We start from the raw sequence: 23,848 nt of genomic DNA on the forward strand, positions 1-23,848 counted from the left end.
TGGTTGTGGTTGAGATGACTGGTGATCATTCGGCGGCGGTCTCGCCGGTGTCCGCGGCGGCCTCGGCAGCGGCTTCGTCGACGACGGTGGCGAGCACCTCGTCGAGTCCGACCTGAGCCCCTTCGACGGCGACGACGGTGACGATCCCGTCGGCGGGCGCTGTGAGCACGTGCTCCATCTTCATCGCCTCGACGACGACGAGCGGGTCGCCCTGGGCGACGGTGTCGCCGGATTCGACCCGGATGGCCACAACGGATCCCGGCATCGGCGCGAGCACTTCCGCGCCTTCGAGCCCCGGCGTCAGCGAGGAATCCGCCAGCGGCCGGGTGAAGACACGGATGCCGGAGTCGGTGCTGACCCAGATGCTGCGGTCGCGGGCATCGGAGAAGATCCGCGCAGTGTGCTGGATCCCGCCGAGGGTGACATGCCACAGACCGTCGGCATCGACGTCGACGGCTGCAGCACTGGCGTCGACCTCGGTCGTCTGCCCGCCGGTCGCCAGGGCCACCGTAGGGCGGAAGTCCGGTCGGGAGCTGCGCCAGGCACTCGGTCCGGCCCACGCCGAGGCGGCCGACAGATTCGCGGAGAGCTCGGCTGCCGTGACCGGCCCGGTGAGGGTCGTGCCGGCCGCTCCCCCGGTGGCCGTGACGGCTGCCGCCGCCAGCTGCGCGTGGATCTCACCGGCGGTGTGCGCCAGCTGATCCTCGCCGAGGTTGTCGATGAGTGAGGTGTCGAGGTCACCGGCGACGACTTCGGGCAGGCTCATGAGGACGCGCAGGAAGTCGATGTTCGTCACGATTCCCGGAACCGCCGAGGCGGCGAGCGCGGAATCGAGGCGGGCGATGGCCTGGGCGCGGTCATCGGCGCGGACGATGAGCTTGGCGATCATCGGGTCGTAGTCCGAGGCGATGGTCTGCCCGGCTTTGAGCCCGGCGTCCACGCGGATGCCCTCTCCTTCCGGGAAGACGACATCGAGGGCGCGACCGCCGGTGGGCAGGAATCCGCGCGAGGGATCCTCGGCATAGATGCGGGCCTCGATCGAATGCCCGGTCATCGTGATGTCGTCCTGGGCCAGCGGCAGCGGTGCACCGGTTCCGACGAGCAGCTGGAGTTCGACGAGGTCGACCCCGGTGACCTCCTCGGTGACGGGGTGTTCGACCTGCAGGCGGGTATTCATCTCCATGAAGAAGAACTCGTCGGGTCGGTCGGCGCCGACGATGAACTCGACGGTGCCGGCTCCGACATAGCCCACGGACTTCGCGGTCTCGCAGGCGGCCTTGCCGATCCGGGCGCGGGTCTCTTCGTCGAGCAGGGCCGAGGGGGCCTCCTCGATGACCTTCTGGTGGCGGCGCTGCAGGGAGCATTCGCGTTCACCGAGGTGGATGACGTTGCCGTTAGCATCCGCCATGATCTGGACTTCGATATGGCGCGGGGTGGCGACCAGGCGTTCGAGGAACAGTGTGTCGTCACCGAAAGAGCTCGCGGCCTCGCGGCGCGCGGTCTTCAGCGCTTCGGCCAGCTTGTCGGCTTCGAAGACCGCGTGCATGCCTTTGCCGCCGCCGCCGGCGGAGGGTTTGATGAGCACGGGGAAGCCGATGTCGTCCGAGGCGGCGATGAGGGCGTCATCGCTCATGGCGGCGTCCTTCGTGCCGGGCACCAGGGGCACTCCGCGAGAGGACACGGCCTGCTTCGCGGTGATCTTGTCACCCATCGTCCGAATCGCGTCGGCACCGGGACCGAGGAAGACGATTCCGGCCTCGGCGCAGGCGGCGGAGAACTCGGCGTTCTCCGACAGGAAGCCGTAGCCGGGGTGGATGGCCTCGGCCCCGGTCGACTGAGCGGCGTCGATGACCTTGTCGATGCGCAGGTAGGACTCGGAGGCCGCCGCCGGCCCGAGGCGGACGGCGACGTCGGCGGCCTTGACGTGGGCGGCGTGGGCGTCGGCGTCGGAGTAGACGGCGACGGTGCGGATGCCCAGGCGGCGGCAGGTGCGGATGACGCGCAGAGCGATCTCGCCGCGGTTGGCGATGAGGACGGTTGTGAACATTCGTGGTGTCGGCATTGCGGGGCTCACATTCTGAAAACGCCGTAGCCGCTGGCGTTCAGCGGGCGTTCCATCGGTCCGAAGCGGGCGATTTCGAGGGCCAGGGCCAGGACCTGGCGGGTGTCACCGGGTTCGATGATTCCGTCGTCCCAGAGGCGTGCCGTCGAATAGTACGGGTTGCCCTGGGCCTCGTACTGGTCGCGGATGGGCTGTTTGAATGCGTCTTCGTCCGCAGCGGACCACTCTTCCCCGCGGGCTTCGAGCTGGTCGCGTCTGACGGTGGAGAGCACGCTGGCCGCCTGCTCGCCGCCCATCACGGAGATGCGGGCGTTGGGCCACATCCACAGGAACCTCGGCGAGTAGGCGCGGCCGCACATCGAGTAGTTTCCGGCGCCGAAGGAGCCCCCGATGACGACGGTGAACTTCGGCACACGGGCGGTGGCGACGGCGTTGACCATCTTCGCTCCGTGCTTGGCGATTCCACCGGCCTCGTAATCGCGGCCGACCATGAAGCCGGAGATGTTCTGCAGGAAGACCAGGGGCACGCTGCGCTGATCGCAGAGCTCGATGAAGTGGGCGCCCTTCTGCGCGGATTCGCCGAACAGGATGCCGTTGTTGGCGACGATGCCCACCGGGTGCCCGTTCAGATGAGCGAATCCGGTGACGAGGCTCGTCCCGTATTCGGCCTTGAACTCGTGGAAATCGGATCCGTCGACGAGGCGGGCGATGACCTCGCGGACATCGTAAGGGGTGCGCGAATCGACGGGCACGACGGAGGTGAGCTCCTCCGGCGCGTGTGCGGGGTCGCGCGGTTCGACGACCTCCCAGTTCGGAGTGTTCTTCGGCCCGAGCGTGGAGACGATGTCCCGCATGATCTCCAGCGCATGGGGGTCGTTGGCCGCGAGGTGGTCGGTGACGCCGGAGACCCGGGAGTGCAGCGCGCCGCCGCCAAGCTCTTCGGCGGTGACTTCCTCGCCGGTGGCGGCCTTGACCAGGGGTGGGCCGCCGAGGAAGATCGTGCCCTGTTCGGAGACGATGATCGATTCGTCGGCCATGGCCGGGACGTAGGCGCCGCCGGCGGTGCAGGAGCCCATGACGGCGGCCAGCTGCGGGATTCCGGCAGCTGAGAGGGTGGCCTGGTTGAAGAAGATGCGACCGAAGTGCTCCCGGTCGGGGAAGACGTCGTCCTGATTCGGCAGGTTCGCGCCACCGGAGTCGACGAGGTAGATGCACGGAAGGCTGTTCTCTTTGGCGACTTCCTGAGCCCGGAGGTGCTTCTTCACGGTCACCGGGTAGTAGGTTCCGCCCTTGACGGTGGCGTCATTGGCCACGATCACGCATTCGCGACCGGCGACCCGCCCGATTCCGGTGATGATTCCGGCGCCCGGGCTGGCGTCATCGTACATGCCGTTGGCGGCCAGCGGAGAGAGTTCGAGGAAGGGCGTGCCGGGGTCGAGGAGATGTTCGACGCGCTCACGCGGCAGCAGCTTTCCGCGATCGATATGGCGCTGCCTGGACTTCTCGGAACCGCCGCGGGCTGTGGCCGCAATGCGCTCCCGGAGTTCGGCGATGAGTTCGGCGTGGGCCTCGGAGTTGACCTGCCCCGTCGCCGGACTGACCGCAGTTCCCACTGCTCTCATTCCATCCTCATTTCAGTTAATGATTCTTAACTGACTGCTATGATACTGCTCACAGGCAGAACTGACAACGCACGAGCCAGACCGCACCGACGTCGTCCGCGACGGTGGGCATCAGGCTCAGGGAAGGAGGCCGGATGTCGATCTCGGACGAGGCCAAGCCGACGGCGCGGGCAGCGGCGAAGGCAGCCAGGCGCGAGCAGCTGCTCGAGGTCGCGAAGACGCTCTATGCCCGACACGGCTTCCACGGGGTGCGTCTCGACGACCTGGGCAAGGGCGCGGGGATCTCGGCGCCGGCGGTGTACCGGCACTTCTCGTCGAAGGAGGCCGTGCTCGAAGAGCTGCTCGTCGGCATCTCCGCCTATCTGCAGTCCGGAGGCGAGGAGATCGTCGCCGCGGCCTGCGACACCGCCTCGGGGATCTCCCCCACCGAGGCGGCCCGGACCCTGCGTCGCCTCATCGACTTCCACGTCGACTTCGCCATGAGCGAGCCCGAGCTCATCCGCATCCAGGACCGCGATCTCGAGGCGCTGCCGGACGAATCGCGGCGGACCGTGCGCCGCCTGCAGCGCGCCTATGTCAGCCGGTGGGCAGAGGTCGTCGAGGCCGCCCACCCGGCGTGGACTCTTGAGGCGTCCACGGTGCGCGTCCACGCGGCGTTCGGAATGATGAATTCGACCCCGCACCAGGCCCGACGCTCCAGCGCCGAGGTGGTCGGGGTCGAACTGCGCGCCGCAGCGGCTGCGGCGCTGGGACTCAGCTGATCACCGGATCAGCCGAGTCCCGCCTCGGCGATATTTCGATCACCGAGGACGGTATAGCCGATATTCAGGGCACGATGACGAGCTTGCCGCGGACGTGTCCGGTGGCGCTGTCCTTGAAGGCCTGCGGAACTTGGTCGAGACCGTAGGTGCCTGCGACGTCGACGGTGAGTTTCCCTTCGTCGACGAGGAGACCGAGGCGAGCAGTCTCGGAGCCGTCGGGACGCACCCAGATGTAGCGTCCGCCGTGCTCGGCGACGCTGGGATCGGCCACCGAGGCGTGCGCACCGCCCTCGGCGAGCACGGCCAGGGTGTTGTCGAGGACTCCCCCGACGAAGTCCGCGACCCCGTCGACCTTGCCGCCGGCGGCCTCGAGGACGCGCTCGACCAGGCCGTCGCCGTAGGTCACGGGCTCGGCGCCGAGTCCGCGCAGGTATTCATGATTGGCTTCGGACGCGGTGCCGATGACTCGAGCGCCGACGGCGCGGGCGATCTGCACGGCGAAACTGCCGACTCCCCCGGATGCGCCGTGGATGAGTACGGTCCTGCCTTCCAGGTCGCCGAGGGACTCGAGGGTGCGCAGAGCTGTTCCGCCGGCCAGGGGCAGACCGCCTGTCTGTTCCCAGCTCAGGCTATTCGGCTTCGCGGCCACGGAATGGACCGGGACCGCGACCTTCTCGGCGAAGGTTCCGCCGCTCAGCACGTCCTTGCGCGCGTACGCGACGACCTCATCACCGATCGAGAATTCCGGGGTGTCGAATCCGAGGCCGACGACGACGCCGGCGACGTCCCAACCCGGGGTGACGGGGAACTGTGTGGGCATGATCGGATCGAGGTGGCCGCCGACGAGCTTCCAGTCCACAGGGTTGACCCCTGCAGCTCTGACCTCGATGAGCACTGAGGCCGGGGGCACCTTCGGGTCGGGCAGCTCCCGGACCGTGATGTCGTCGAAGTTCTCGGTGTAAGCGTCATAGACGGCGGCGCGCATAGCAATGGCCTTCCGGTAGATGTCAGTGACACTGAGTTGTCAGCGTGACTGCACAACACCGGAAGGCCATCGGGCTATTCCAGGTGCCTGCCCCGCCTCGGCGACCGTCGGGGCAGGAGAGGCCTAGCTGACCGGCGATCTACTCGTAGGTCTGACCGGTCTTCGCACGCTCGACCAGCGAGGCCGGCGGGGTGAAGTGCTCGCCGTACTTCGCGGCCAGATCATTCGCCCGGTCGACGAAGCCGGCCAGTCCGCCTTCGTACTGGTTGACGTACTGGAGCACACCGCCGGTCCAGGCGGGGAATCCGATGCCGAAGATCGAACCGATGTTCGCATCCGGCACCGAGGTGAGCACCCCCTCGTCGAGGCATCTGATCGTCTCGATCGCCTCGGCGAAGAGCATCCGCTCCTGCAGGTCGGCGAAGGGCTGATCGTTCGACCCGGACTCGTACTTCTCGCGCACGCCCTGCCACAGCGCGGTGCGCTTGCCGCTCTCGTCGTAGTCGTAGAAGCCGGCGCCGTCCTTGCGTCCTGTCCGTCCCTGCTCGACCATCCAGTCGAAGACGACCTCGGAGGGGTGGGAGACCCACGTGCCGCCTGCGGCCTCGACCGCGTCGCGGGTCTCCTGATTGATCTTCTGCGACAGCGTCAGCGTCAACTCGTCGAGCAGCTGCAGGGCACCGGTGGGGTATCCGGCCTGCAGGGCCGCCTGTTCCACGCTGGCAGGCTCCACACCTTCGCCGACGGCGGCGACCGCCTCGGCGATGAAGGTGCCGATGACGCGGGAGGTGAAGAATCCGCGCGAGTCGTTGACGACGATCGGAGTCTTCTTGATCTGCTGCACGAGGTCGACGGTGCGGGCGAGGACCTCGTCGGAGGTGTTCTCTCCGCAGATGATCTCGACCAGCGGCATCTTGTCGGCGGGCGAGAAGAAATGGACGCCGATGAAGTCCTTGTCCCGGGTGACGCCCTTGGCCAGGTCGGTGATCGGCAGGGTCGAGGTGTTCGAGCCCAGAACCGCGTCGGGGTCGACGATGTCCTGGATCTCCTGGAACACCTTCTGCTTGAGGTCGACGGATTCGAAGACCGCTTCGATGACGAAGTCGACTCCGGCGAAGTCCTCGGCCGAGGCGCTCGGTGTGATCCGTTCGAGGACGGCCTGCGACTTCGCCTCGGTGGTCTTGCCCTTGGCCAGGGCCGACTCCTCACGTTTGGCTGCGTAGGCCTTGCCCTTCTCCGCGTTGGCGAGTTCGACGTCTTTGAGCACGACCTCGATGCCTGATTTCGCGGCGCTGTAGGCGATCGCAGCTCCCATCATGCCAGCACCGATCACACCGAGCTTCTTCACCTGTCGAGGTGTGACGCCGTCGGGGCGCGAGCCGCCGGAGTTGATGTGGCCGAGGTCGAAGAAGAAGGCCTTGATCATGTTCTTCGCCACCGGGGTGTGGGTGAGATGGACGAAGTAGCGGGTCTCGACGTCCAGGGCCGTGTCGATGTCGACATAGGCGCCTTCGACCGCCGCGGCGATGGCAGCACGCGGGGCCGGCATCGGTGCGCCCTTGGTTTGGCGGCGCAGCAGAGCCGGCAGAGCGGGAAGCATGGCTCCCAGCGAGGGGGAGGCCGGTGATCCGCCGGGGATCTTGAAGCCTTTGACGTCCCAGGGCTGAGCCGCCTCGGGATTGGCCTTGACCCAGGACTTGGCGCGGTCGACGAGCTCATCGGCCGGTGCCAGCTCATCGACGAGTCCCAGTTCGAGGGCATCAGCCGCCTTGAACTTCGTCGAAGGCAGAATCGCCTTCTGCAGTGCGTTCTGGAGCCCGATGAGACGAACGGTCCTCGCGACGCCGCCGCCCCCGGGAAGCAGTCCGAGTGAGACTTCGGGGAAGCCCACGCGCAGGCTCGAGACATCCTCAGCTGCGATCCGATGGTGGGTGGCAAGTGCGAGCTCCAGTCCGCCGCCCAGGGCTGCGCCGTTGACGGCGGCCACGACCGGCTTGCCCAAGGTCTCGAGCCGGCGCAGGAGCGACTTCACGTGGTTGGTCTGCGCCGCCTCGGCCGCGGAGTTCTCCGGGTCTGCCGCACGCAGTTTGTTGAGGTCGCCTCCCGCGAAGAAGGTCTTCTTCGCGGAAGTGATGATGACGCCTGTGATGTCATCGACGTGGGCCTCGAGCCAGTTCACGGTGCCCTCGAGGGCGGCCGTGAAGTGGTCGTTCATGGTGTTGACCTTGGCGTTCGGATCGTCGACGACGACTGTGACGATACCGTCGGAGTCAGTGGTGTGGGAGTATTCGGTGTTCGTCATGTCAGACCCTTTCGATGATCGTCGCGATGCCCATGCCGCCACCGATGCACAGGGTGACGAGTCCGCGCCCCAGGTCGCGCCGTTCGAGTTCGTCGAGGACGGTGCCCAGAATCATGGCTCCGGTGGCTCCGAGCGGGTGCCCCATAGCGATGGCGCCGCCGTTGACGTTGACCTTCTGGTGGGGGATGTTGAGATCCCGCATCCATTTGAGCACGACGGCGGCGAAGGCCTCGTTGAGCTCGAACAGGTCGATGTCGTCCACGGTCAGCCCGGCCTTGTCGAGGACCTTCCGGGTGGCGGGAGTCGGACCGGTGAGCATGATGGTCGGTTCAGAACCGGTCACTGCGGTGGCGACCACGCGGGCACGCGGCTTCATGCCCATCGTCTTGCCCACCTCACCGTCGCCGACGATGACGAGGCTGGCGCCGTCGACGATGCCCGAGGAGTTCGCTGCGGTGTGGACGTGATCGATGGCCTCGACCCAGTGGTACTTCTGCAGCGCCACCTCGTCGAATCCGGCTTGGGCGGCGACCTTGGTGAACGCCGGGTTCAACGAGGACAGCGATTCCACGGTCGATCCCGGGCGCATGTGCTCATCGGTGTCGAGGAGAGTCACTCCGTTGATGTCCTTGACGGGGATGATCGACTTCTCGAAGTACCCGTTCTCCCAGGCAGTCGCGGCACGGGCCTGAGACTCGGCGGCGAAGGCGTCGACGTCAGTGCGAGAGAAGCCTTCGGTGGTGGCGATGAGGTCGGCACCGATGCCCTGTGGGACGAAGTATGTGTCGTAGTTCGTCGTCGGGTCCTGCGCCCACGCTCCGCCATCGGATCCCAGCGGTACGCGCGACATCGACTCGACGCCGCCGGCGAGGACGAGGCTCTCGAAACCGCTGCCGACCTTCTGCGCGGCGAGGTTGACCGCTTCGAGCCCGGAGGCGCAGAAACGGTTGATCTGAACACCGGCAACGGACTCGTCGAGTCCCGCCACGAGCGCCGCAGTTCGGGCGATGTCCCCGCCCTGTTCACCGACAGGCGAGACGACGCCGAGGACCATGTCGTCGATGGCTTTGTCGTCGAGATCGGGGTTGCGCTCTCGAATTGCGTCGATGAGCCCGGTCACGAGATCGATGGGTTTGACGCTGTGCAGCGCACCTCCGCGGTTCTTACCGCGTGGGGTGCGCACTGCGTCATAGATGAACGCTTCGCTCATGTGTTCCTCACAGTCTGGGTGGAAGACCGACCACAAGATCTGATCGATCGTTCAGTAACATTCGCACGTTCCATTGTGTATCAGTTTCTGGTGACGAGCAACACACGCTGGCCCCGTCCGGGGCATGGCACGGCCGTGGACCGAAGTGGCACGGGTGAGGTGATCGCCTCCTCCGACCTTTCGAACTGATAACAGATCTTCGGCGGAGTCGCTTCGCCAGCACTGGGAGACAGCAGCAGTGGTTAAGATAGCTCGACTCATCAGTTCTGATCCCCTTGGAGAATCATGTCCTTGACCACCCCTGCCCGCACGAAGACGGGCTCGAAGCTCTTGGCACTCACTCTGGCCGTCGGCCTTCTCGCCGGCCCCATCGCCGTCGACGCGGCTCCTGCCGAGGCTGCGACGAAGAAGTGCGCGGTGAAGATGTCGAACTCGAAGCCGCGCCAGTACTCGAACACCTGGGTCAACGTCTCGAAGGTCGGGTCGAAGGCCAAGGTCGAGACTCTCGCTCACTACAAGACGACGAAGACCAAGAAGAAGGCCACCGCGTCGAAGAAGGGCAAGGCCTCGCTCAAGTACTATATTTCCGGGGCGACACCGGGGAAGAAGGTTTCCGTGACCGTCACCGCAAAGAAAGGCAAGACGACGTGGAAGTGCTCGACGTCGTTCAAGCCCGTGAAGAAGCGCTGAGCGTCTGAGGGTCTCGCGTCCTCGGCGCAGACTCGACGGATGCAAAATGCCCCTCTGATCATCATTTCTGCTGATCAGAGGGGCTGTTGCCGAGCCGCCTGCGGGAATCGAACCCGCGACCTATTCATTACGAGTGAATCGCTCTGCCGACTGAGCTAAGGCGGCAACCGAACCAACTTTAGCCAACTTCTCTGCCAGGGGTCAAAACGAAGAATGCGCTTCTCTGCGGTTCCGACAGAGAGCTTCGTCACTCCCTGTTCTACAGGCGATGACCGAGCCCCTCACGCGTCGTCGACCGGGTGCCGTCGGGCCGCGAACCGGCACCCGTTAACCTTGAAATGACAGTTGATGCACAGGCGAGAGGGAGAGACATCCATGGCAGAGTTCGACTCCGACGACTTCATGAGTGATTTCCAGGCGCTCATCGAATGCGAGTCGTTCTCCAACGACCTCCCTTCACTGGCCCGCAGCGCCCGGCTCGTCTCGCGCATCGGCACCGGAATGCTCGGGGCGGCACCTCGCCTCATCGAAACCAACGGCCACCCGCATGTCCTGTGGCGCTTCGGCAACGGCCCGCGCAAGGTCGTGCTCATCGGCCACCACGACACCGTCTGGCCCACCGGAACGCTCGCAGACTTCCCGTACTCGGTCAGGGACGGAGTGGTCCGCGGACCCGGCGCCGATGATATGAAGGGCGGACTGCTCATCGCCGTCTACGCGCTGGCGAAGGTCCGTGCCGAACTCGGCACACTCGACGGTGTCAGCCTCCTCATCACCGCCGATGAAGAACTCGGTTCCCCGGGCTCCCGGCAGATCATCGAGGACGAAGCACGCGGGGCTGGAGCCGCTCTCGTGTTCGAGAGCGGCGCCGCCGACGGTGCTGTCAAGATCGCTCGCAAGGGTGTTGCGATCTACCAGCTCGCAGTCACCGGTCTGGCATCGCATGCCGGAGTCGAGCCGGAGAAGGGCATCAACTCCACCATCGAAGTGGCCAACCAGGTCATTGAGATCGCCGCACTGCACAAACCCTCGGTTGGGACCTCCGTCGTCCCGACCGTGATGACCAGCGGATCGACCACGAACACTGTGCCTGCCAAAGCCGTTGTCGGCATCGACTCCAGAGCCGCCTCGGCGGATGAACAGGTGCGCATCGATGACGCCCTACGCGCTCTGACGCCCACAGTCGCCGGCGCGAAGATCGAACTCAAGGGCGGAATCAACCGTGCCCCGCTCGAAGAGGACATGGCGATGGGCCTCTACGCCCGTGCCCAGCGACTGGCCGGTCGACTCGGACATCCCCCGCTGCGGTCGGTCGCAGTCGGCGGCGGGTCGGACGGCAACTTCACCGCCGGAGTCGGGACCCCGACCCTCGACGGACTCGGCACCGTCGGCGGAGGTTCCCACGCCCGGACCGAACACGCTCTGCAGATCTGGATTCCCCGACGCATCGAACTCACCGCGGCACTCGTCGCAGAACTCCTCGGCGACTGCTGAGCACTCGGCCACTCCCCCGGCGCGCTCAACCGTCGGCGATCAGAGTGCGCCGGTGCGGTCTTCCTGCAGCCACGGATTCGACAGCAGCACGAAGGCCGCCTCGACGATGAGCACCGGCGACATGTTCGTCTGCAGACGCTGCCGGGCCTCGGTGATGGCGTCGATGCGCAGCAAAGTGGTGTCGGGGCCGTCCCGGTTCGCCTGCTCGGCGATGAGATCGACCTCGCCGGCGTTGATCCACCCGTCTCGAATCCCCAGCTGGTACATGAGGATGTCGCGGTAGAGGCTCATGAGTTCGAGGAAGATCCGGTCGAGCTCATCGTTGCGGGCTCGCACCGAGCGACGTTTCTGCTCCTCCTCGAGCTTCCTGATCTGCGCTCTGGCCGAGGGCGGGATCGTCTTCTCTCCTTCGACGCCCAGAGTGGTCAGAAGCTGCGTGCGTTCTGCGGCATTGCGTTCTTCGACACGTGATTTCGCGGTCTCCGCTGCGGCGTCGACGATGCGACCGGCCAAGCGGATCGTCGCCCCCACCGAGGTGAGTTTGCCGGGGATGGCGAGGATCTGTCTGCGTTCGGCATCAGCCGACTCATTGAGCGCCAGGTATTTCGCGCGCCCGATGTGGTTTTGGGCCACGGCCGCGGCCCATCGGGCACGATCCTCATCGACGTTGTCACGCTGCATCAGCAGCTGCGCCACGGCATCCCTGGAGGGGATGCGCAGTCGCACCGGACGACACCGCGACCGGATGGTGGTGAGCACGTCGATCGGGCTCGGTGCACACAGCAGCCACACGGTTCCCGGAGGCGGCTCTTCGATGGCTTTGAGCAGCACGTTCGCGGTCCGCTCCATCATCCGGTCGGCGTCTTCGATGATGACGACACGCCATTTCGAATTCACCGGCGAGGCTTGTGCCTTGGACACGAGTTCACGGACCTCTTCGATCGAGATGACCGACTTCTGGGTCGACATGATCGTCAGAGACTCGTGATGGCCCGACAGCACCCGAGCGGTCACATCGTTCGATTCCGTACCCCCGGAGATGAGGGCGGCGGCGAAGGCACGAGCCGCATTCGACCGACCCGAACCGGGCGGGCCGGTGAACAGCCACGCGTGGGTCATCGCAGCCGGATTGTCCAAGGCATAGCCGAGCTGGGTGATGACGTCATCCTGCCCAACGAGTTCGTCGAAGACGCTCACTTCAGGAATCCTCCGGGTTGGTGAAGCGGCGGTTGCTGCGTTCGCGCTGTCTGCGCAGACGCTCCCGAGCCTGACGTTCGATCTCCGCCTGGGCCTGCAGCCGCTCACGGCTCATCTCTCGTGCGCTGCGGGCCGGCAGGACCGTGGTCTCTGCGTCACCGGCATCGCCCGAGCCGTCGGCTGACTCGTCTGCCGAGCCCTCATCAGCCGATTCGACGCTCAGGTCGGTCGAATCATCCGCAGCGGTCTCGTCAGTCGAGTCGGCCCGGTGCACCACCCGCGTTTCGGCTTCTTCGGGATCGACTCGATCGACGATTCGGGTCTCCGCGTCGTCGTCCGTGGTGATTCGGTTCGTCGGCACTCCGTCGGCATCGTCGCTGTCATCGATGATCGCTTCCGAGGTGTGTCCGCGGGTCGACAGCACCGTGGTCGCCGCGTCCTCGTCGACCCAGCCGGATCCCGAGTCATCGGTCTCGGCATCGGAATCGTCCGATGACGCCGAGACTGCTTCGCCTCTGTCGCCGGGCCCCCGGTCATTCGCGAAGTCGGCCGGTGTCTCCCGCAGATCGGCGCCGAGGTCGACGCGTTCGGTGGGGACGGTGCCCGAGATCTCAGCCTCTGCGTCGGAGACGGCAGACGGGACGAAGCGATCGCCGGAGGCCGGAACGAAACGCGGTCCGCGCTTATGCACCGCGTCATCGCCGCTCGCATCACCGTCATCTGTGTCCTCGGCGGCTTCTTCGGCAGTCGCGGCGCTGCCGACGACTGCGTCGTCTTCAGATTCGCGGTCATCGACCGCAGCTGCGGACCTGCCATCGGAGAGGTCTTCGCCGCTGTCCGCGGCCGCCCTCGAAGTGCCCTCTTCGGGCACGTCCCCGGCGGCCACGGCCGCGATCGGTACAGAACCCCGTTCCGGACCTCTGTCGGACTCAGCGTTCGATGCGGAGGCGGGAGCTGCCTCGGTGCCGGTGTCGCGTTTGACCAGGGTCTGCGGAAGGCGGGCGCGGATGGCGGCGAGGATCTGCTCGGTGAGCTCATCGGCGTCAATCGATGCGTCGAGGACGACGTACCGGTCGAGTTCCTTGTGCGCACGGGACAGGTAGGTCTGGCGAACCCGCTGGTGGAACTGCTGGTTCTCCTCGTCGAGGTAGTTTCTTTCGCCGCGCTTGCCCATCCGCTCCGCCGCAACCTCGGGTTCGATGTCGAGGACGATCGTCAGGTTCGGCACGAGCCCCTGGGTGGCCCACCGGCTCAGCGCGAGGATCGTCTTCTCGTCGAAGCTGCGACCGGCCGACTGATAGGCGATCGTCGAATCGATGTACCGGTCGGTGATGACGATGTTTCCGGCGTCGAGGCCGGGATCGACCAGGGATGCCACATGATGGGCACGGTCGGCGGCGAAGAGCAGCGCTTCGGTCCGCGGGCTCGGCGGATCCGAGTCGAAAAGGACGGAACGGATCTTCGTCCCCAGTTCGGTGCCGCCGGGTTCGCGGGTGGATTCCACGTGATAGCCGTCATCGGCCAGGGCGGCGGAGATGCGTTTGATCTGTGTGGACTTGCCGGAACCGTCCCCGCCCTCGATGGCGATGAAGAACCCGGAGCCGAGGCGTTCGGCCGAATTGCCGAGTCCGCCGGCTGCGGTCTCGGGCTGGCTGGGTGGGCGGAATCCGTGGACGATGTCGACCGACAGGCCCTGCAGTCTGTGCGGATCGAAGGTGAAGAGCCCGATGATTCCGGCGATGAGGGCGGCGATGCCGAAGATGAGGAACGCCACGTCGCTGGGTGCCAGCACCCAGTCGGGGGTCGCTCCGACTTCGACCGTGCCGCCGAGGTCGAGTGCGTTGATCACCAGTGCCAGGCCGGCCCCGGCGACGGCACCGTAGCGGCGGGAGAAGTCGTAGGGCTGAGCGCGCACGCCGATGCCGACGAGGAACGCGATCGCGGCCGAGAGCACGACCTTGCCTGAGAGTTCGTTGATTCCGCCGGTGGCCAGCAGCAGCACACCCGAGACGAGCAGAGCGAAGGTGGACACGCGCGGACGGGACATTCCGGGGGCGAAGGTCGGTCCCATCTCGAATCCGATGGCCCAGCCGACGAGGCAGCAGGCGATGATGAGTGCGAAGCCGGCCTGACCGTAGCCGTGGCCGACCGCGGTCGGCTGAGCGAGCATGAAGGTGGCGCCCAGGACGGCGAAGAGGCCGATGCACACCCACGGGTTCGCAATCGCCTCGGCGGGACGGGCCACCCGGGCTTTGAGCTCGGGGAACTGACCGGTCGACGCGGACTCCGCGTGCAGAGCGCGTTCGGGGGTGAGGAAGATGATGACGGATCCGGCGGCCATGCCGATGCCCACCAGCAGAGCCACCCAACCCAGCGATTGAGTGCCGGCAGTGGATCCACCGAGGATCTGGAAGGCGCAGGAGACGAAGACGAGGACGGCTGCGGGAATGCCGACGCGGCGCCACGGCTTTTCGTGTCGGAACGGGTTGATGCTCATGAGCAGACCCACCACGGCGCCGAGGAACAGGGCTGCGATCCAGGTCAGCCAGGCGCTGGGCGCAAGGCTGAGGACGATGAGGAGTGCGGCTTCGATGATCGCGGAGATGCTCAGGGCGGTCTTGCGCACCGCGGGCGGTCGGGAGGCGAAGACCTTTGCGGGGATGAAGAGACCGGCACAGGAGAGGGCGAAGACGATGAGCAGCGACAGGCTGCCCGATTGATTGTCGAATCCTCCGGCGCTGATGGACTCCCCCATGGCGGTGAAGGCACGTCCGCCCACCGTCGCGACGAGTCCGCTGGTCCCTGCCACGACGTAGCTGATCGCGACGAGCGCGATCAGGGCGCCCCAGGCGGAGGTCTCGGTGACCAAACGGCCGGGGGCTCCGGGCAGTCGGTGTCCTGTAGTCGTCAACATGCTCACAGCCCTACACTATCTGCCCCGACTGACATATCTCTTGGAAAGGAGTGCGATCTGCGACAACCCGGCCCCCGTCGGCGCCTGCCGATCCTCTACCCTTGGACTCGTGCACACTGACAGACCGGCAATGACCACGGTGGCCGCAGACGGCTTGGGACCTGTGGAGGAACTGGCGTTCGCCCGCGTCCTCCTCGATTCGGTCAAGGCCGGACGACGCGGGGCGACCCTGCGGATGTACCGGCCGGCCCCGACTCTGGCGTTCGGAGCCCGGGATCGTTTCCTGCCCGGGTTCGCCATCGCCGTCGAAGCGGCCCGGGACCACGGTTTCACGCCTGCCCTGCGCAGCCTCGGCGGGCGCGCGGCCGCATACCATCCGGGTTCGCTGGTCATCGATCACATCGAACCGAGTGATTCATTCATCACGAACACCAATGCCCGGTTCACGGGTTTCGGCCAGGACTATGTCGAGGTGCTGCGCGGGCTGGGCATCGATGCCCGCCTCGGCGAGATTCCCGGCGAATACTGTCCCGGTGAGCACAGCGTCAACGTGGCCGGGCGGATCAAGGCGATCGGCACCGCCCAGCGCGTGGTCTCCGGTGCCTGGCTGTTCTCGTCGTCCGTCGTCGTCGCGGATCCCGATCCGATCCGCGCGGTGCTCACCGATGTCGAAGCCGCTCTCGGGATCGACTGGGATCCGTCGACGGGCGGATCGATCAGCGAGATCCATCCCGAAGTGACGATCGATTCCGTCGCCGAGGCGTTCGCCGCCTTCTACTCCGACGCGAATCCGCATACGCCTCTGTCCCCCACCGCCGAGGAGCTGACCGAGGTGTCCGCTCACGCGGACAGGCACCGGCTCTGAGCCCGGTGGCGACTGCTGAGCACGGCGAGAGCTGGGGGCACAGCCCGAATCTCGGAGACGAAACGACATCGACCGAACGACATTGGGAGCACACTATGACCGTCACCGTTCGTGACGCAGAACCCGCGGATCTGCCTGACATCCTGCGACTCGTCCATGCACTGGCCGTCTATGAGAAGGAACCGGATGCGGTCGAGGCCACCGAGGCGGATTTCGCGGCAGTGATGTTTCCCGACGATGGTCGTGCGAACACGTTCGGTCTCGTGGCCGAGTCTGCCGGCGAGGTCATCGGCATTGCGATCTGGTTCCATTCGTTCTCCACCTGGACGGGCAGGAACGGCATCTGGCTCGAGGACCTCTTCGTGGCGCCCGACCATCGTGGCTCGGGAGCCGGGAAGGCGCTGCTCGGTCGCCTGGCTCAGATCTGCCAGGAGCGTGGGCTGACTCGGCTCGAATGGTGCGTGCTCAAGTGGAACACGCCGTCGAGCGGGTTCTACGAATCTCTGGGAGCGAAGCCGCAGGACGAGTGGGAGACCTATCGCCTCGACGGGCGGGCGCTCACCGATTTCGCCGACTCATCGCGCGGCTGAGCTCGCCGCTGATGCTGCTGGAGTCACCGCAAAGTCGTGGGCGGTGTCGGCATACGACGATTGTTGGGTCGATCCGCGGTGGTATCGGCATTGAGATCACCGTGGATCGACCCAGCAATCACGGGTCACGGGAGAAGAAGCGGCTTTCGCCACCGGCCTGGAGCATCAGGCAGGTGGCGAAAGCTGTGACGGGTGATTGCCGCGGGCTCGGCGGCCGTCGACTCAGGGAGTCTTCGGCTTGGCCGTGCTCGTCTTCTTCGCTGCCGTCGTCTTGGTGCCCGTGGCTTTCGACGCGGTGGTCTTCTTCGCGGCCGTCGTCTTGGCAGCCGTCGTCTTCTTGGCGGGTGCCTTCTTCGCCGGTGCCTTGCGCGTCGTCGTCTTCTTCTTCGCCGGTCCCTTCGCCCGCTTCTCGGCCAGCAGGGTGGCCGCGCGTTCGAGGGTCACGGCTTCGACGGAGTCGTCCTTCCGCAGGGTCGCGTTCGTCTCTCCGTCGGTGACATAGGGTCCGAAGCGACCGTCCTTGACGACGACGGGCTTCTTCGTCTCGGGATCCTCACCGAGTTCCTTCAGCGGAGCCGCGGCACGACGGCCCCCGCGCTGCTTCGGCTCGGAGTAGATCTTCAGTGCCTCGTCGAGGGTGATGTTGAAGATCTGCTCCTCGTCCGTCAGGGACCGTGAGTCCGTGCCCTTCTTCAGATACGGTCCGTAGCGTCCGTTCTGCGCGGTGATGTCGGTGCCCTCTTCGTCCTGGCCGACCACACGCGGCAGGCTGAGCAGCTTGAGCGCGGTCTCGAGGTCGATCGAGTTCAGGTCCATCGACTTGAACAGGGAGCCGGTGCGCGGCTTGGGCTTCTTGGCGCCTCGCTTCGGCTTCTCTTCGGGCTCGGGGAGAACCTCGGAGACGTAGGGGCCGAAGCGGCCGTTCTTCGCCACGATGGTGTGTCCGGTCTCCGGGTCGACGCCGAGCTCACGGTCACCGTCGCCCTGGGATTCGATGAGTTCGGCCGCTTTCGCCGCCGTCAGCTCATCGGGTGCCAGATCGTCGGGGACGGAGACCCGCTTCGGGTCCTCGCCTTCCTTCTCGGAGGTGACTTCGAGGTAGGGACCGTATCGGCCCACGCGCAGGTTCACGCCCTCGCTGATGGCAACGGTGTTGACCTCACGGGCATCGATATCGCCGAGGTCGTCGACGATCGCCTTGAGACCTTCACGGTCCTGGCCCTTGTCGCCGAAGTAGAAGCCGGCCAACCAGTCGTTGCGGTCCTCTTCGCCCATCGCGATCCGGTCGAGTTCGGATTCGAGGTCGGCGGTGAACGCGTAATCGACCAGACCGGTGAAGTGCTCCTCGAGCAGTCGGACGACGGAGAACGCCAACCAGCTGGGCACGAGCGCATTGCCGCGAGTGGTCACATAACCGCGGTCCTGAATGACCGAGATCGTCGCCGCGTAGGTCGAAGGACGGCCGATGCCGAGCTCCTCGAGCTGCTTGACCAGGCTGGCTTCGGTGAAGCGCGGCGGCGGAGCAGTGGTGTGGCCATCGGCTTCGGCCTTGACGACCGACAGCGACTGGCCCTCTTCGACCTGCGGCAACCGCGACTCGCCGGACTTCGTGTCGTAGCGGGACGCGTCCTGGCCCTCTTCATAGGCGGCGAGGAATCCGCGGAAGGTGATGACGGTGCCGCTGGCGCTGAATCCGGCCTCATGCCCGTCAGCGAGTGCGGCACTGACCTTGATGGTCGCGGTCTTTCCCTTCGCATCGGCCATCTGGCTGGCGACGGTGCGCTTCCAGATGAGGTCGTAGAGACGGAATTCGTCCCCATTGAGCTGCTTGGACACCTGTGCCGGGGTGCGGAAGGAGTCGCCGGCGGGACGGATCGCCTCGTGGGCCTCCTGCGCCGATTTCTGTTTGCTCGCATACTGGCGCGGCGACTGCGGAACGAATTCGGGACCGTAGAGTTCGGTGACCTGCTTGCGGGCGGCGGAGATGGCCTGACCCGACAGCGCCGAGGAGTCGGTGCGCATATAGGTGATGTAGCCGTGCTCGTACAGCGACTGTGCGGTGCGCATCGCCTGACGGGCACTCATGCGCAGTTTGCGTCCGGCCTCCTGCTGCAGGGTCGAGGTCGTGAACGGGGCGGCCGGGCGGCGGGAGTACGGCTTCGACTCCACCGCGGTCACCGTCAGGGCATCTTTGGCGGTGCCACTGAGCTCTGTGGCCAGGGATTCCGCGCGAGCCTGGTCGACGATCGTCGCCGAGGTGTTCTTCAGCTCACCTTTGTCATTGAAGTCACGGCCGGTGGCCACACGGGACCCGTCGACAGTGGTGAGGTTCGCCGCGAACGGGTTCGTCCCGTCCGGCAGTCCGAGGTCGACGTCGAGGTCCCAGTAGTCGGCGGGCACGAAAGCCATGCGTTCACGTTCGCGTTCGACGACGAGGCGGGTGGCCACGGACTGGACACGACCTGCGGAGAGTCCGGCACGGATCTTGCGCCACAGCACGGGCGAGACCTCGTAGCCGTAGAGACGGTCGAGGATGCGGCGGGTCTCCTGCGCGTCGACGAGCGAGCTGTCGATCTCGCGGGTGTTCTCCAGTGCACGTTCGATCGCCTCGGGCGTGATCTCGTGGAAGACCATGCGCTTGACGGGGATCTTCGGTTTGAGGACTTCGAGCAGGTGCCAGGCGATGGCCTCTCCCTCGCGGTCCTCATCCGTTGCCAGATAGAGTTCGTCGGCGTCCTTGAGCAGACGCTTGAGTTCGGTGACTTTCTTCTTCTTGCCCGGATCGATCCGATAGTAGGGGTCGAAGTTGTTGTCGACGTCGACGGCGAACTTTCCGTACGGCCCCTTCTTCATATCGGCGGGCAGCTCCGAGGGGGTGGGCAGGTCGCGGATGTGGCCTACGGAGGCCTCGACGTCATAACCGTCGCCGAGGTATCCCACAATCGTTCGCGCCTTCGTCGGAGACTCGACGATGACGAGGCGACGGGGCTTCTTCTCGGTTGTGGTCACGCTTTCACATTCCTCTCACGGCATCAGCTGCCCGCTGCAACGGACGATCCGGCCCAATGTAACACTGTTGAACTGACACGTTCCTCATCGGGCCATGCGACCCGGACACTGCCCCGACCTGGTCCGATCTCGGCTCGGACACGGCGTCAGCGGTTTCCGATCCTATCCCTAGTCCACCGACGTCCGAGTCGTCGAGCTCTCGACGGAACCGCCGTCGGGCAGCAGTGCACCCGCGGCGCACAGGGCTCTGACCTGGGCGACGAGTTGGTCTTCCAGTGCTGTGGGGTCGACCTCGAGAAGCTGGGCCAATGCTCCGGCCGTCTGCCGCAGGGTCAGTGTCCCATCCGCGACGGACACGAACCCGGCCAACGCCGTATCGAGGTCGAAGACCTGCCCGAAACCGATCCCCTGCTCCAGGGTGATCGAGCTGGGTTCCGGTTGTCCGGGAACGAAATGGCGATGCTCGACGAGGTCGGGTGAGCGGGTGAAAGCGGTCGCGGCGATCTCCTCCGGCCCGGCTGCGGCCAGCCAGGACCGGATCGCGACGATCGTGGTGAGGAACTCGGCGAGTCCGTGCGGATTCTTCGCCGGCGCCGAGGTGACTCTCACCCGGGACCTGAACACTCCGGCGGCCGCCCCCGAGACTCTGTGGTCGGGTGTGGGCGCACCGACCGCGGAGTCCTCGGAGCCAATCGTTGGCACATCGTTATCGGAACGGCTCATGAGCACGTACCCGAACACGATTTCGTCCACAGCTCTGGTGGCGAAGTCATCGAGCCATGCGGCCACTGCCTCGTTCCAGACGGAGCTGGCACGGACGATCCCGCCGTCGCGGATCCACGTCTCTGCGTAGGCGGTGGGGTCGAGTGCTTCGCGTTCGATGACGAACACCGACGTGTCGTCTTCGCTGACCCAGGTCTCCGGCCCCTCGTCCTTCGCCGAGGCGGCCTCCCAGTTTCCGAGGCAGACGCTGCGTCCTCCCGGGGTGAGGTTCGCCGGAATCTGGGCGAACAGCTCCCGGACGAGTTCGTCCCCGGTCATGCCGCCGTCCCGATATTCGAAGGTGGTGTCCGTGCTGCGCGGGGTGATGACGAACGGCGGATTCGACACGAGCAGATCCACGGGTTCGCTGAGGGGTTCGAGGAGAGAGCCGTGCCGGAACTCGATCGTCGTCACACCGTTGAGTCCGGCCGAGATTTCGGCCAGGTGCAGGGCCCGGTGGGAGATGTCGGTGGCGATGACCCGGTCACAGTGGCGGGCCAGGAGCAGGGCTTGGATTCCGCAGCCGGTGCCGATGTCGGCGGCCACATCGACGTGGTCACGTGGGGTGATGGACACCAGGGTGCGGCCGGCCCCGCCGAGTCCGAGCACGAACTCGCCGTCGAGGACATCCGGGGTGGTCAGGGTGCCGTGGTCGGCCACGAGGTAGAGGTTCTCGTCCCCGGGGCGGAAGCCACGCGGGACCCCGACCGGAAGGTCGTAGGGGGTCAGGGCGAAAGGGGCGATCGCCTCATCGTCGGTGGCGATGATCAGCCCCGCCTCGGCGGCGGTGTCGAAGGACTCCCCCAACAGGGTACGGACCTCGGTGACCGGGACGGTGCGGTGGAAGTGGAAGAGCAGCGCGGCACAGGCGATTGCCCGGTCGGCGGCGGTGGCGGACTGGTCGGCGAGCGCCCGGGTGCAGTGGTGGATGGCGGGGGCTGCGTTGTTGCGCAGCAGCGCCTCCGAGGTCGAGCTGTCCCAGAACTGGCGCAGTCGCGGTTCGGTGTAACCGGCACGGTAGAGGGTCTCGCCCAGGTGGGCCAACGGCTGATCAGTCACAGAAGAATCCTAACGACTGCGTCATAATTGACTCATGGCCTCCTCCGCTCTTCTCGACATCGTCACCGGTTTCGGTGCCCGGGATGAGCGGATCGTCCATGTCCGCGACATCCCGCAGCGCTTCGAACGGGACGCCGAGTGGCCGGACTGGATCGATGAGGAGCTCAAGCATGCGTGCCATTCCATCGGCGTCGACGCCCTGTGGCAGCACCAGCTCGAGGCGGCGCAGACGGCCAGGGACGGTTCCGACGTCGTCATCGCCACTCCCACCGCGTCGGGCAAATCGTTGGGGTTCTGGTTGCCGGTGCTCGAAGCGATCCAGTCGACTCGCGGAAAGCTGCGCAGCGCCTCGGCGATCTACATCGCTCCGACGAAGGCCCTGGCCGCCGATCAGCTGGCCAAACTCGAGAGGTTCGTCGTTCAGGGCATGCGTCCGGCCGGCTATGACGGCGACACCTCGCAGGTCTCGAAGGACTGGGCGAGGCGGCATGCGAACATCGTCTTCACCAACCCGGACATGCTCCACCGCAGCATTCTGCCCCAGCATGAGCGCTTCGCTCGGATGTTCAAGAATCTGCGTTTCATCGTCATCGACGAAGCCCACCGGTACCGCGGAGTCTTCGGGTCCCATGTCGCACTCATCCTCCGCCGACTGCTCCGCATCGCCGCCCACTACGGTGCGGCACCGGTGGTCATCGGTGCCTCGGCGACGATGGCAGACCCGGACGTGGCCTTCGCGAAGCTGACCGGGCGGCCCGCGCATGCGGTGACCGAGGATTCGTCCCCACGGGCGTCCGGCAGCTTCGCCCTGTGGGAGCCGCCGGTGTCTCCGGGTGGGGAGCGGCGCAGCGGTCTGGTCGAAGCCGCCGATGTCATCACCGATTCGATGTGCGCCGGCTTTCGATCGATCACGTTCATCGCCTCCCGCCGCGGCACCGAGGCGCTCGCGCAAACGGTCCGTGACCAGGTGGGACAGGTCGATGAGAGCCTGACGGGGAAGGTCGCCGCTTACCGGGGCGGGTATCTGGCCGAGGAGCGACGCATGCTCGAGACCGCTCTGCGCTCGGGTCAGCTGCTGGCTGTGGCATCGACGAATGCCCTGGAATTGGGCATCGACATCTCGGGCCTCGACCTCGTCATCATCTCCGGCTGGCCGGGAACTCTGGCATCTCTGTGGCAGCAGGCGGGACGGGCCGGGAGAGCCGGACAGCGGTGGATGGCTGTGTTCATCGCCCGTGATGATCCGCTCGACACGTTCGTCGTCCATCATCCCGAAGTCATCTTCGACTCCCCGGTCGACGCCGGCGTCATCCATCCGGGCAACCCGCATGTACTCTCCGGCCACCTGTGTGCGGCCGCCGCCGAGGTGCCTCTGAAGTCGGCCGACCTCGTGCACTTTCCGGACGATTCGCGTGAGGTCATCGACGACCTCGTGGAGCGAAGACTGCTGCGGGCACGACCGACCGGATGGTTCTGGGCCAAGGATCAGCCCGCGGCCGATCTCTCCGATATCCGCGGTTCCGGTGGCGGACAGTTCAGCCTGGTCGAAGCGAGCACCGGCACTCTGCTGGGCACGGTCGACGAATCAGGAGCCCATACGGGCGCCCACCCAGGAGCGGTGTATACGCATCAGGGCATCGATTTCACCGTCCTCGATCTCGACCTCGAGGACCGGATCGTCGCCGTCGAACGTGCCGAGGTCGACTACACGACTCAGCCGCGCTCGCAGACGGAGATCTCGATCGTCGACACGGAGGCCCAGCGGATTCTGCCCTCCGGGGCGACGGTGTGCAGCGGCACCGTCGACGTCAAGGACCAGGTCGTGGCCTACCGGATGCGGGCCAAGCGAGGTGGAGCGATCATCGCCGAACACGAACTCGACCTGCCGGAACGCACTCTGCGGACGAAGGCCGTGTGGTGGACGATCCCGCAGAGCGTCCTCGACGAAGCCGAGGTCGTCTCCGGTGACCTGCCCGGAGCCGTCCACGCCGCCGAACATGCTTCGATCGGCCTGCTGCCGCTCTTCGCCGGCTGTGACCGGTGGGATATCGGTGGTGTATCGACGGCGCTGCATGCCGACACCGGTCTGGCGACGGTGTTCGTCTATGACGGTCTGGCCGGTGGTGCCGGTTTCGCCGAACGCGGCAGTGAAGTCATCGAAGAGTGGTTGGGTGCGACCCGGGACGCCATTGCCGCATGCGAGTGCATCGACGGGTGTCCGTCGTGTGTGCAGTCGCCGAAGTGCGGCAACGGGAACGAACCCCTGGAGAAGGACGCGGCGCTGCGGCTGCTGCGCACCGTGCTCAGATAGCAGCCGTCCGGACGG

General features: G+C 66.1%; 15 protein-coding genes and 1 tRNA gene. 6 read left to right on the top strand and 10 right to left on the bottom strand.

The features are described from left to right. Window positions 1–25 precede the first annotated feature (25 nt). Complete coding sequence (locus GUY37_RS14035; RefSeq protein WP_166829811.1) at window positions 26–2,047, bottom strand: acetyl/propionyl/methylcrotonyl-CoA carboxylase subunit alpha; 2,022 nt, start codon at window positions 2,045–2,047, stop codon at window positions 26–28. A 23-nt stretch (window positions 2,048–2,070) separates the two neighbouring features. Continuing rightward, window positions 2,071–3,684, bottom strand: a complete 1,614-nt coding sequence (locus GUY37_RS14040; protein WP_166826763.1) for a carboxyl transferase domain-containing protein — start codon at window positions 3,682–3,684, stop codon at window positions 2,071–2,073. Between the two features lie 134 nt (window positions 3,685–3,818). Between GUY37_RS14040 and GUY37_RS14045 the strand changes: the two genes are divergently transcribed. Then, window positions 3,819–4,445 carry a TetR/AcrR family transcriptional regulator gene (locus GUY37_RS14045; protein WP_166826765.1) on the top strand — a complete coding sequence of 209 codons (627 nt, stop codon included), beginning with the start codon at window positions 3,819–3,821 and terminating at the stop codon, window positions 4,443–4,445. Between the two features lie 64 nt (window positions 4,446–4,509). Here the strand turns inward: GUY37_RS14045 and GUY37_RS14050 are convergent, their stop codons facing one another. The 3 genes from GUY37_RS14050 to GUY37_RS14060 form a co-directional block, all read right to left on the bottom strand. Then, window positions 4,510–5,430: an NADP-dependent oxidoreductase gene (locus GUY37_RS14050; RefSeq protein WP_166826768.1), complete on the bottom strand. Its 921-nt coding sequence runs from the start codon at window positions 5,428–5,430 to the stop codon at window positions 4,510–4,512. Window positions 5,431–5,569: 139 nt separating this feature from the next. Beyond that, on the bottom strand, window positions 5,570–7,732 hold the full coding sequence (locus tag GUY37_RS14055; protein ID WP_166826771.1) for a 3-hydroxyacyl-CoA dehydrogenase NAD-binding domain-containing protein: 2,163 nt from the start codon (window positions 7,730–7,732) through the stop codon (window positions 5,570–5,572). Between the two features lies 1 nt (window position 7,733). Beyond that, window positions 7,734–8,942, bottom strand: coding sequence for an acetyl-CoA C-acetyltransferase (locus tag GUY37_RS14060; protein WP_166826775.1), 1,209 nt, complete (start codon window positions 8,940–8,942; stop codon window positions 7,734–7,736). A gap of 285 nt (window positions 8,943–9,227) precedes the next feature. Here GUY37_RS14060 and GUY37_RS14065 point away from each other — a divergent pair, with 285 nt between their 5' ends. Further along, window positions 9,228–9,632, top strand: coding sequence for a hypothetical protein (locus tag GUY37_RS14065; protein WP_166826778.1), 405 nt, complete (start codon window positions 9,228–9,230; stop codon window positions 9,630–9,632). A gap of 92 nt (window positions 9,633–9,724) precedes the next feature. Here the strand turns inward: GUY37_RS14065 and GUY37_RS14070 are convergent. Then, window positions 9,725–9,797, bottom strand: a tRNA-Thr gene (locus GUY37_RS14070). A gap of 210 nt (window positions 9,798–10,007) precedes the next feature. Between GUY37_RS14070 and GUY37_RS14075 the strand changes: the two genes are divergently transcribed. Then, window positions 10,008–11,126, top strand: a complete 1,119-nt coding sequence (locus tag GUY37_RS14075) for a M20/M25/M40 family metallo-hydrolase (protein WP_166826781.1) — start codon at window positions 10,008–10,010, stop codon at window positions 11,124–11,126. Between the two features lie 39 nt (window positions 11,127–11,165). Here GUY37_RS14075 and GUY37_RS14080 read toward each other — a convergent pair whose 3' ends face one another. Both GUY37_RS14080 and tmk read right to left on the bottom strand, forming a co-directional pair. Continuing rightward, the gene (locus tag GUY37_RS14080) at window positions 11,166–12,323 is read right to left on the bottom strand and encodes a DNA polymerase III subunit delta' (protein WP_166826783.1); all 1,158 of its coding nucleotides are present in this window, start codon (window positions 12,321–12,323) and stop codon (window positions 11,166–11,168) included. Between the two features lies 1 nt (window position 12,324). After that, entirely contained in the window at window positions 12,325–15,237 is a 2,913-nt protein-coding gene (gene tmk / locus GUY37_RS14085) for a dTMP kinase (RefSeq protein WP_166826786.1), read from the bottom strand. A 130-nt stretch (window positions 15,238–15,367) separates the two neighbouring features. On the opposite strand from tmk, the gene GUY37_RS14090 reads away from it, so the two are divergent. Further along, complete coding sequence (locus tag GUY37_RS14090) at window positions 15,368–16,102, top strand: lipoate--protein ligase family protein (protein ID WP_407645410.1); 735 nt, start codon at window positions 15,368–15,370, stop codon at window positions 16,100–16,102. A gap of 95 nt (window positions 16,103–16,197) precedes the next feature. After that, complete coding sequence (locus tag GUY37_RS14095) at window positions 16,198–16,692, top strand: GNAT family N-acetyltransferase (RefSeq protein ID WP_166826789.1); 495 nt, start codon at window positions 16,198–16,200, stop codon at window positions 16,690–16,692. A 222-nt stretch (window positions 16,693–16,914) separates the two neighbouring features. Here GUY37_RS14095 and topA read toward each other — a convergent pair whose 3' ends face one another. Beyond that, entirely contained in the window at window positions 16,915–19,701 is a 2,787-nt protein-coding gene (gene topA, locus GUY37_RS14100; RefSeq protein WP_166826792.1) for a type I DNA topoisomerase, read from the bottom strand. Window positions 19,702–19,869: 168 nt separating this feature from the next. Continuing rightward, window positions 19,870–21,522, bottom strand: coding sequence for a methyltransferase (locus GUY37_RS14105; protein WP_228278196.1), 1,653 nt, complete (start codon window positions 21,520–21,522; stop codon window positions 19,870–19,872). A 34-nt stretch (window positions 21,523–21,556) separates the two neighbouring features. Between GUY37_RS14105 and GUY37_RS14110 the strand changes: the two genes are divergently transcribed. Next, complete coding sequence (locus tag GUY37_RS14110) at window positions 21,557–23,833, top strand: DEAD/DEAH box helicase (protein WP_166826794.1); 2,277 nt, start codon at window positions 21,557–21,559, stop codon at window positions 23,831–23,833. Window positions 23,834–23,848 lie beyond the last annotated feature (15 nt).

Origin of the sequence: Brevibacterium limosum (assembly GCF_011617705.1) — a bacterium.
Taxonomy (GTDB): domain Bacteria; phylum Actinomycetota; class Actinomycetes; order Actinomycetales; family Brevibacteriaceae; genus Brevibacterium; species Brevibacterium limosum.

Bases quoted from the DNA above. Each gene is read 5' to 3' on its own strand.
- GUY37_RS14050 (WP_166826768.1), bottom strand. From the start codon at position 5,430: ATGCGCGCCGCCGTCTATGACGCTTACACCGAGAACTTCGACGACATC.
- GUY37_RS14065 (WP_166826778.1), top strand. From the start codon at position 9,228: ATGTCCTTGACCACCCCTGCCCGCACGAAGACGGGCTCGAAGCTCTTG.
- GUY37_RS14075 (WP_166826781.1), top strand. From the start codon at position 10,008: ATGGCAGAGTTCGACTCCGACGACTTCATGAGTGATTTCCAGGCGCTC.
- GUY37_RS14055 (WP_166826771.1), bottom strand. From the start codon at position 7,732: ATGACGAACACCGAATACTCCCACACCACTGACTCCGACGGTATCGTC.
- GUY37_RS14095 (WP_166826789.1), top strand. From the start codon at position 16,198: ATGACCGTCACCGTTCGTGACGCAGAACCCGCGGATCTGCCTGACATC.
- GUY37_RS14035 (WP_166829811.1), bottom strand. From the start codon at position 2,047: ATGTTCACAACCGTCCTCATCGCCAACCGCGGCGAGATCGCTCTGCGC.
- GUY37_RS14045 (WP_166826765.1), top strand. From the start codon at position 3,819: ATGTCGATCTCGGACGAGGCCAAGCCGACGGCGCGGGCAGCGGCGAAG.
- GUY37_RS14090 (WP_407645410.1), top strand. From the start codon at position 15,368: ATGACCACGGTGGCCGCAGACGGCTTGGGACCTGTGGAGGAACTGGCG.
- GUY37_RS14040 (WP_166826763.1), bottom strand. From the start codon at position 3,684: ATGAGAGCAGTGGGAACTGCGGTCAGTCCGGCGACGGGGCAGGTCAAC.
- GUY37_RS14110 (WP_166826794.1), top strand. From the start codon at position 21,557: ATGGCCTCCTCCGCTCTTCTCGACATCGTCACCGGTTTCGGTGCCCGG.
- tmk (WP_166826786.1), bottom strand. From the start codon at position 15,237: ATGTTGACGACTACAGGACACCGACTGCCCGGAGCCCCCGGCCGTTTG.
- GUY37_RS14060 (WP_166826775.1), bottom strand. From the start codon at position 8,942: ATGAGCGAAGCGTTCATCTATGACGCAGTGCGCACCCCACGCGGTAAG.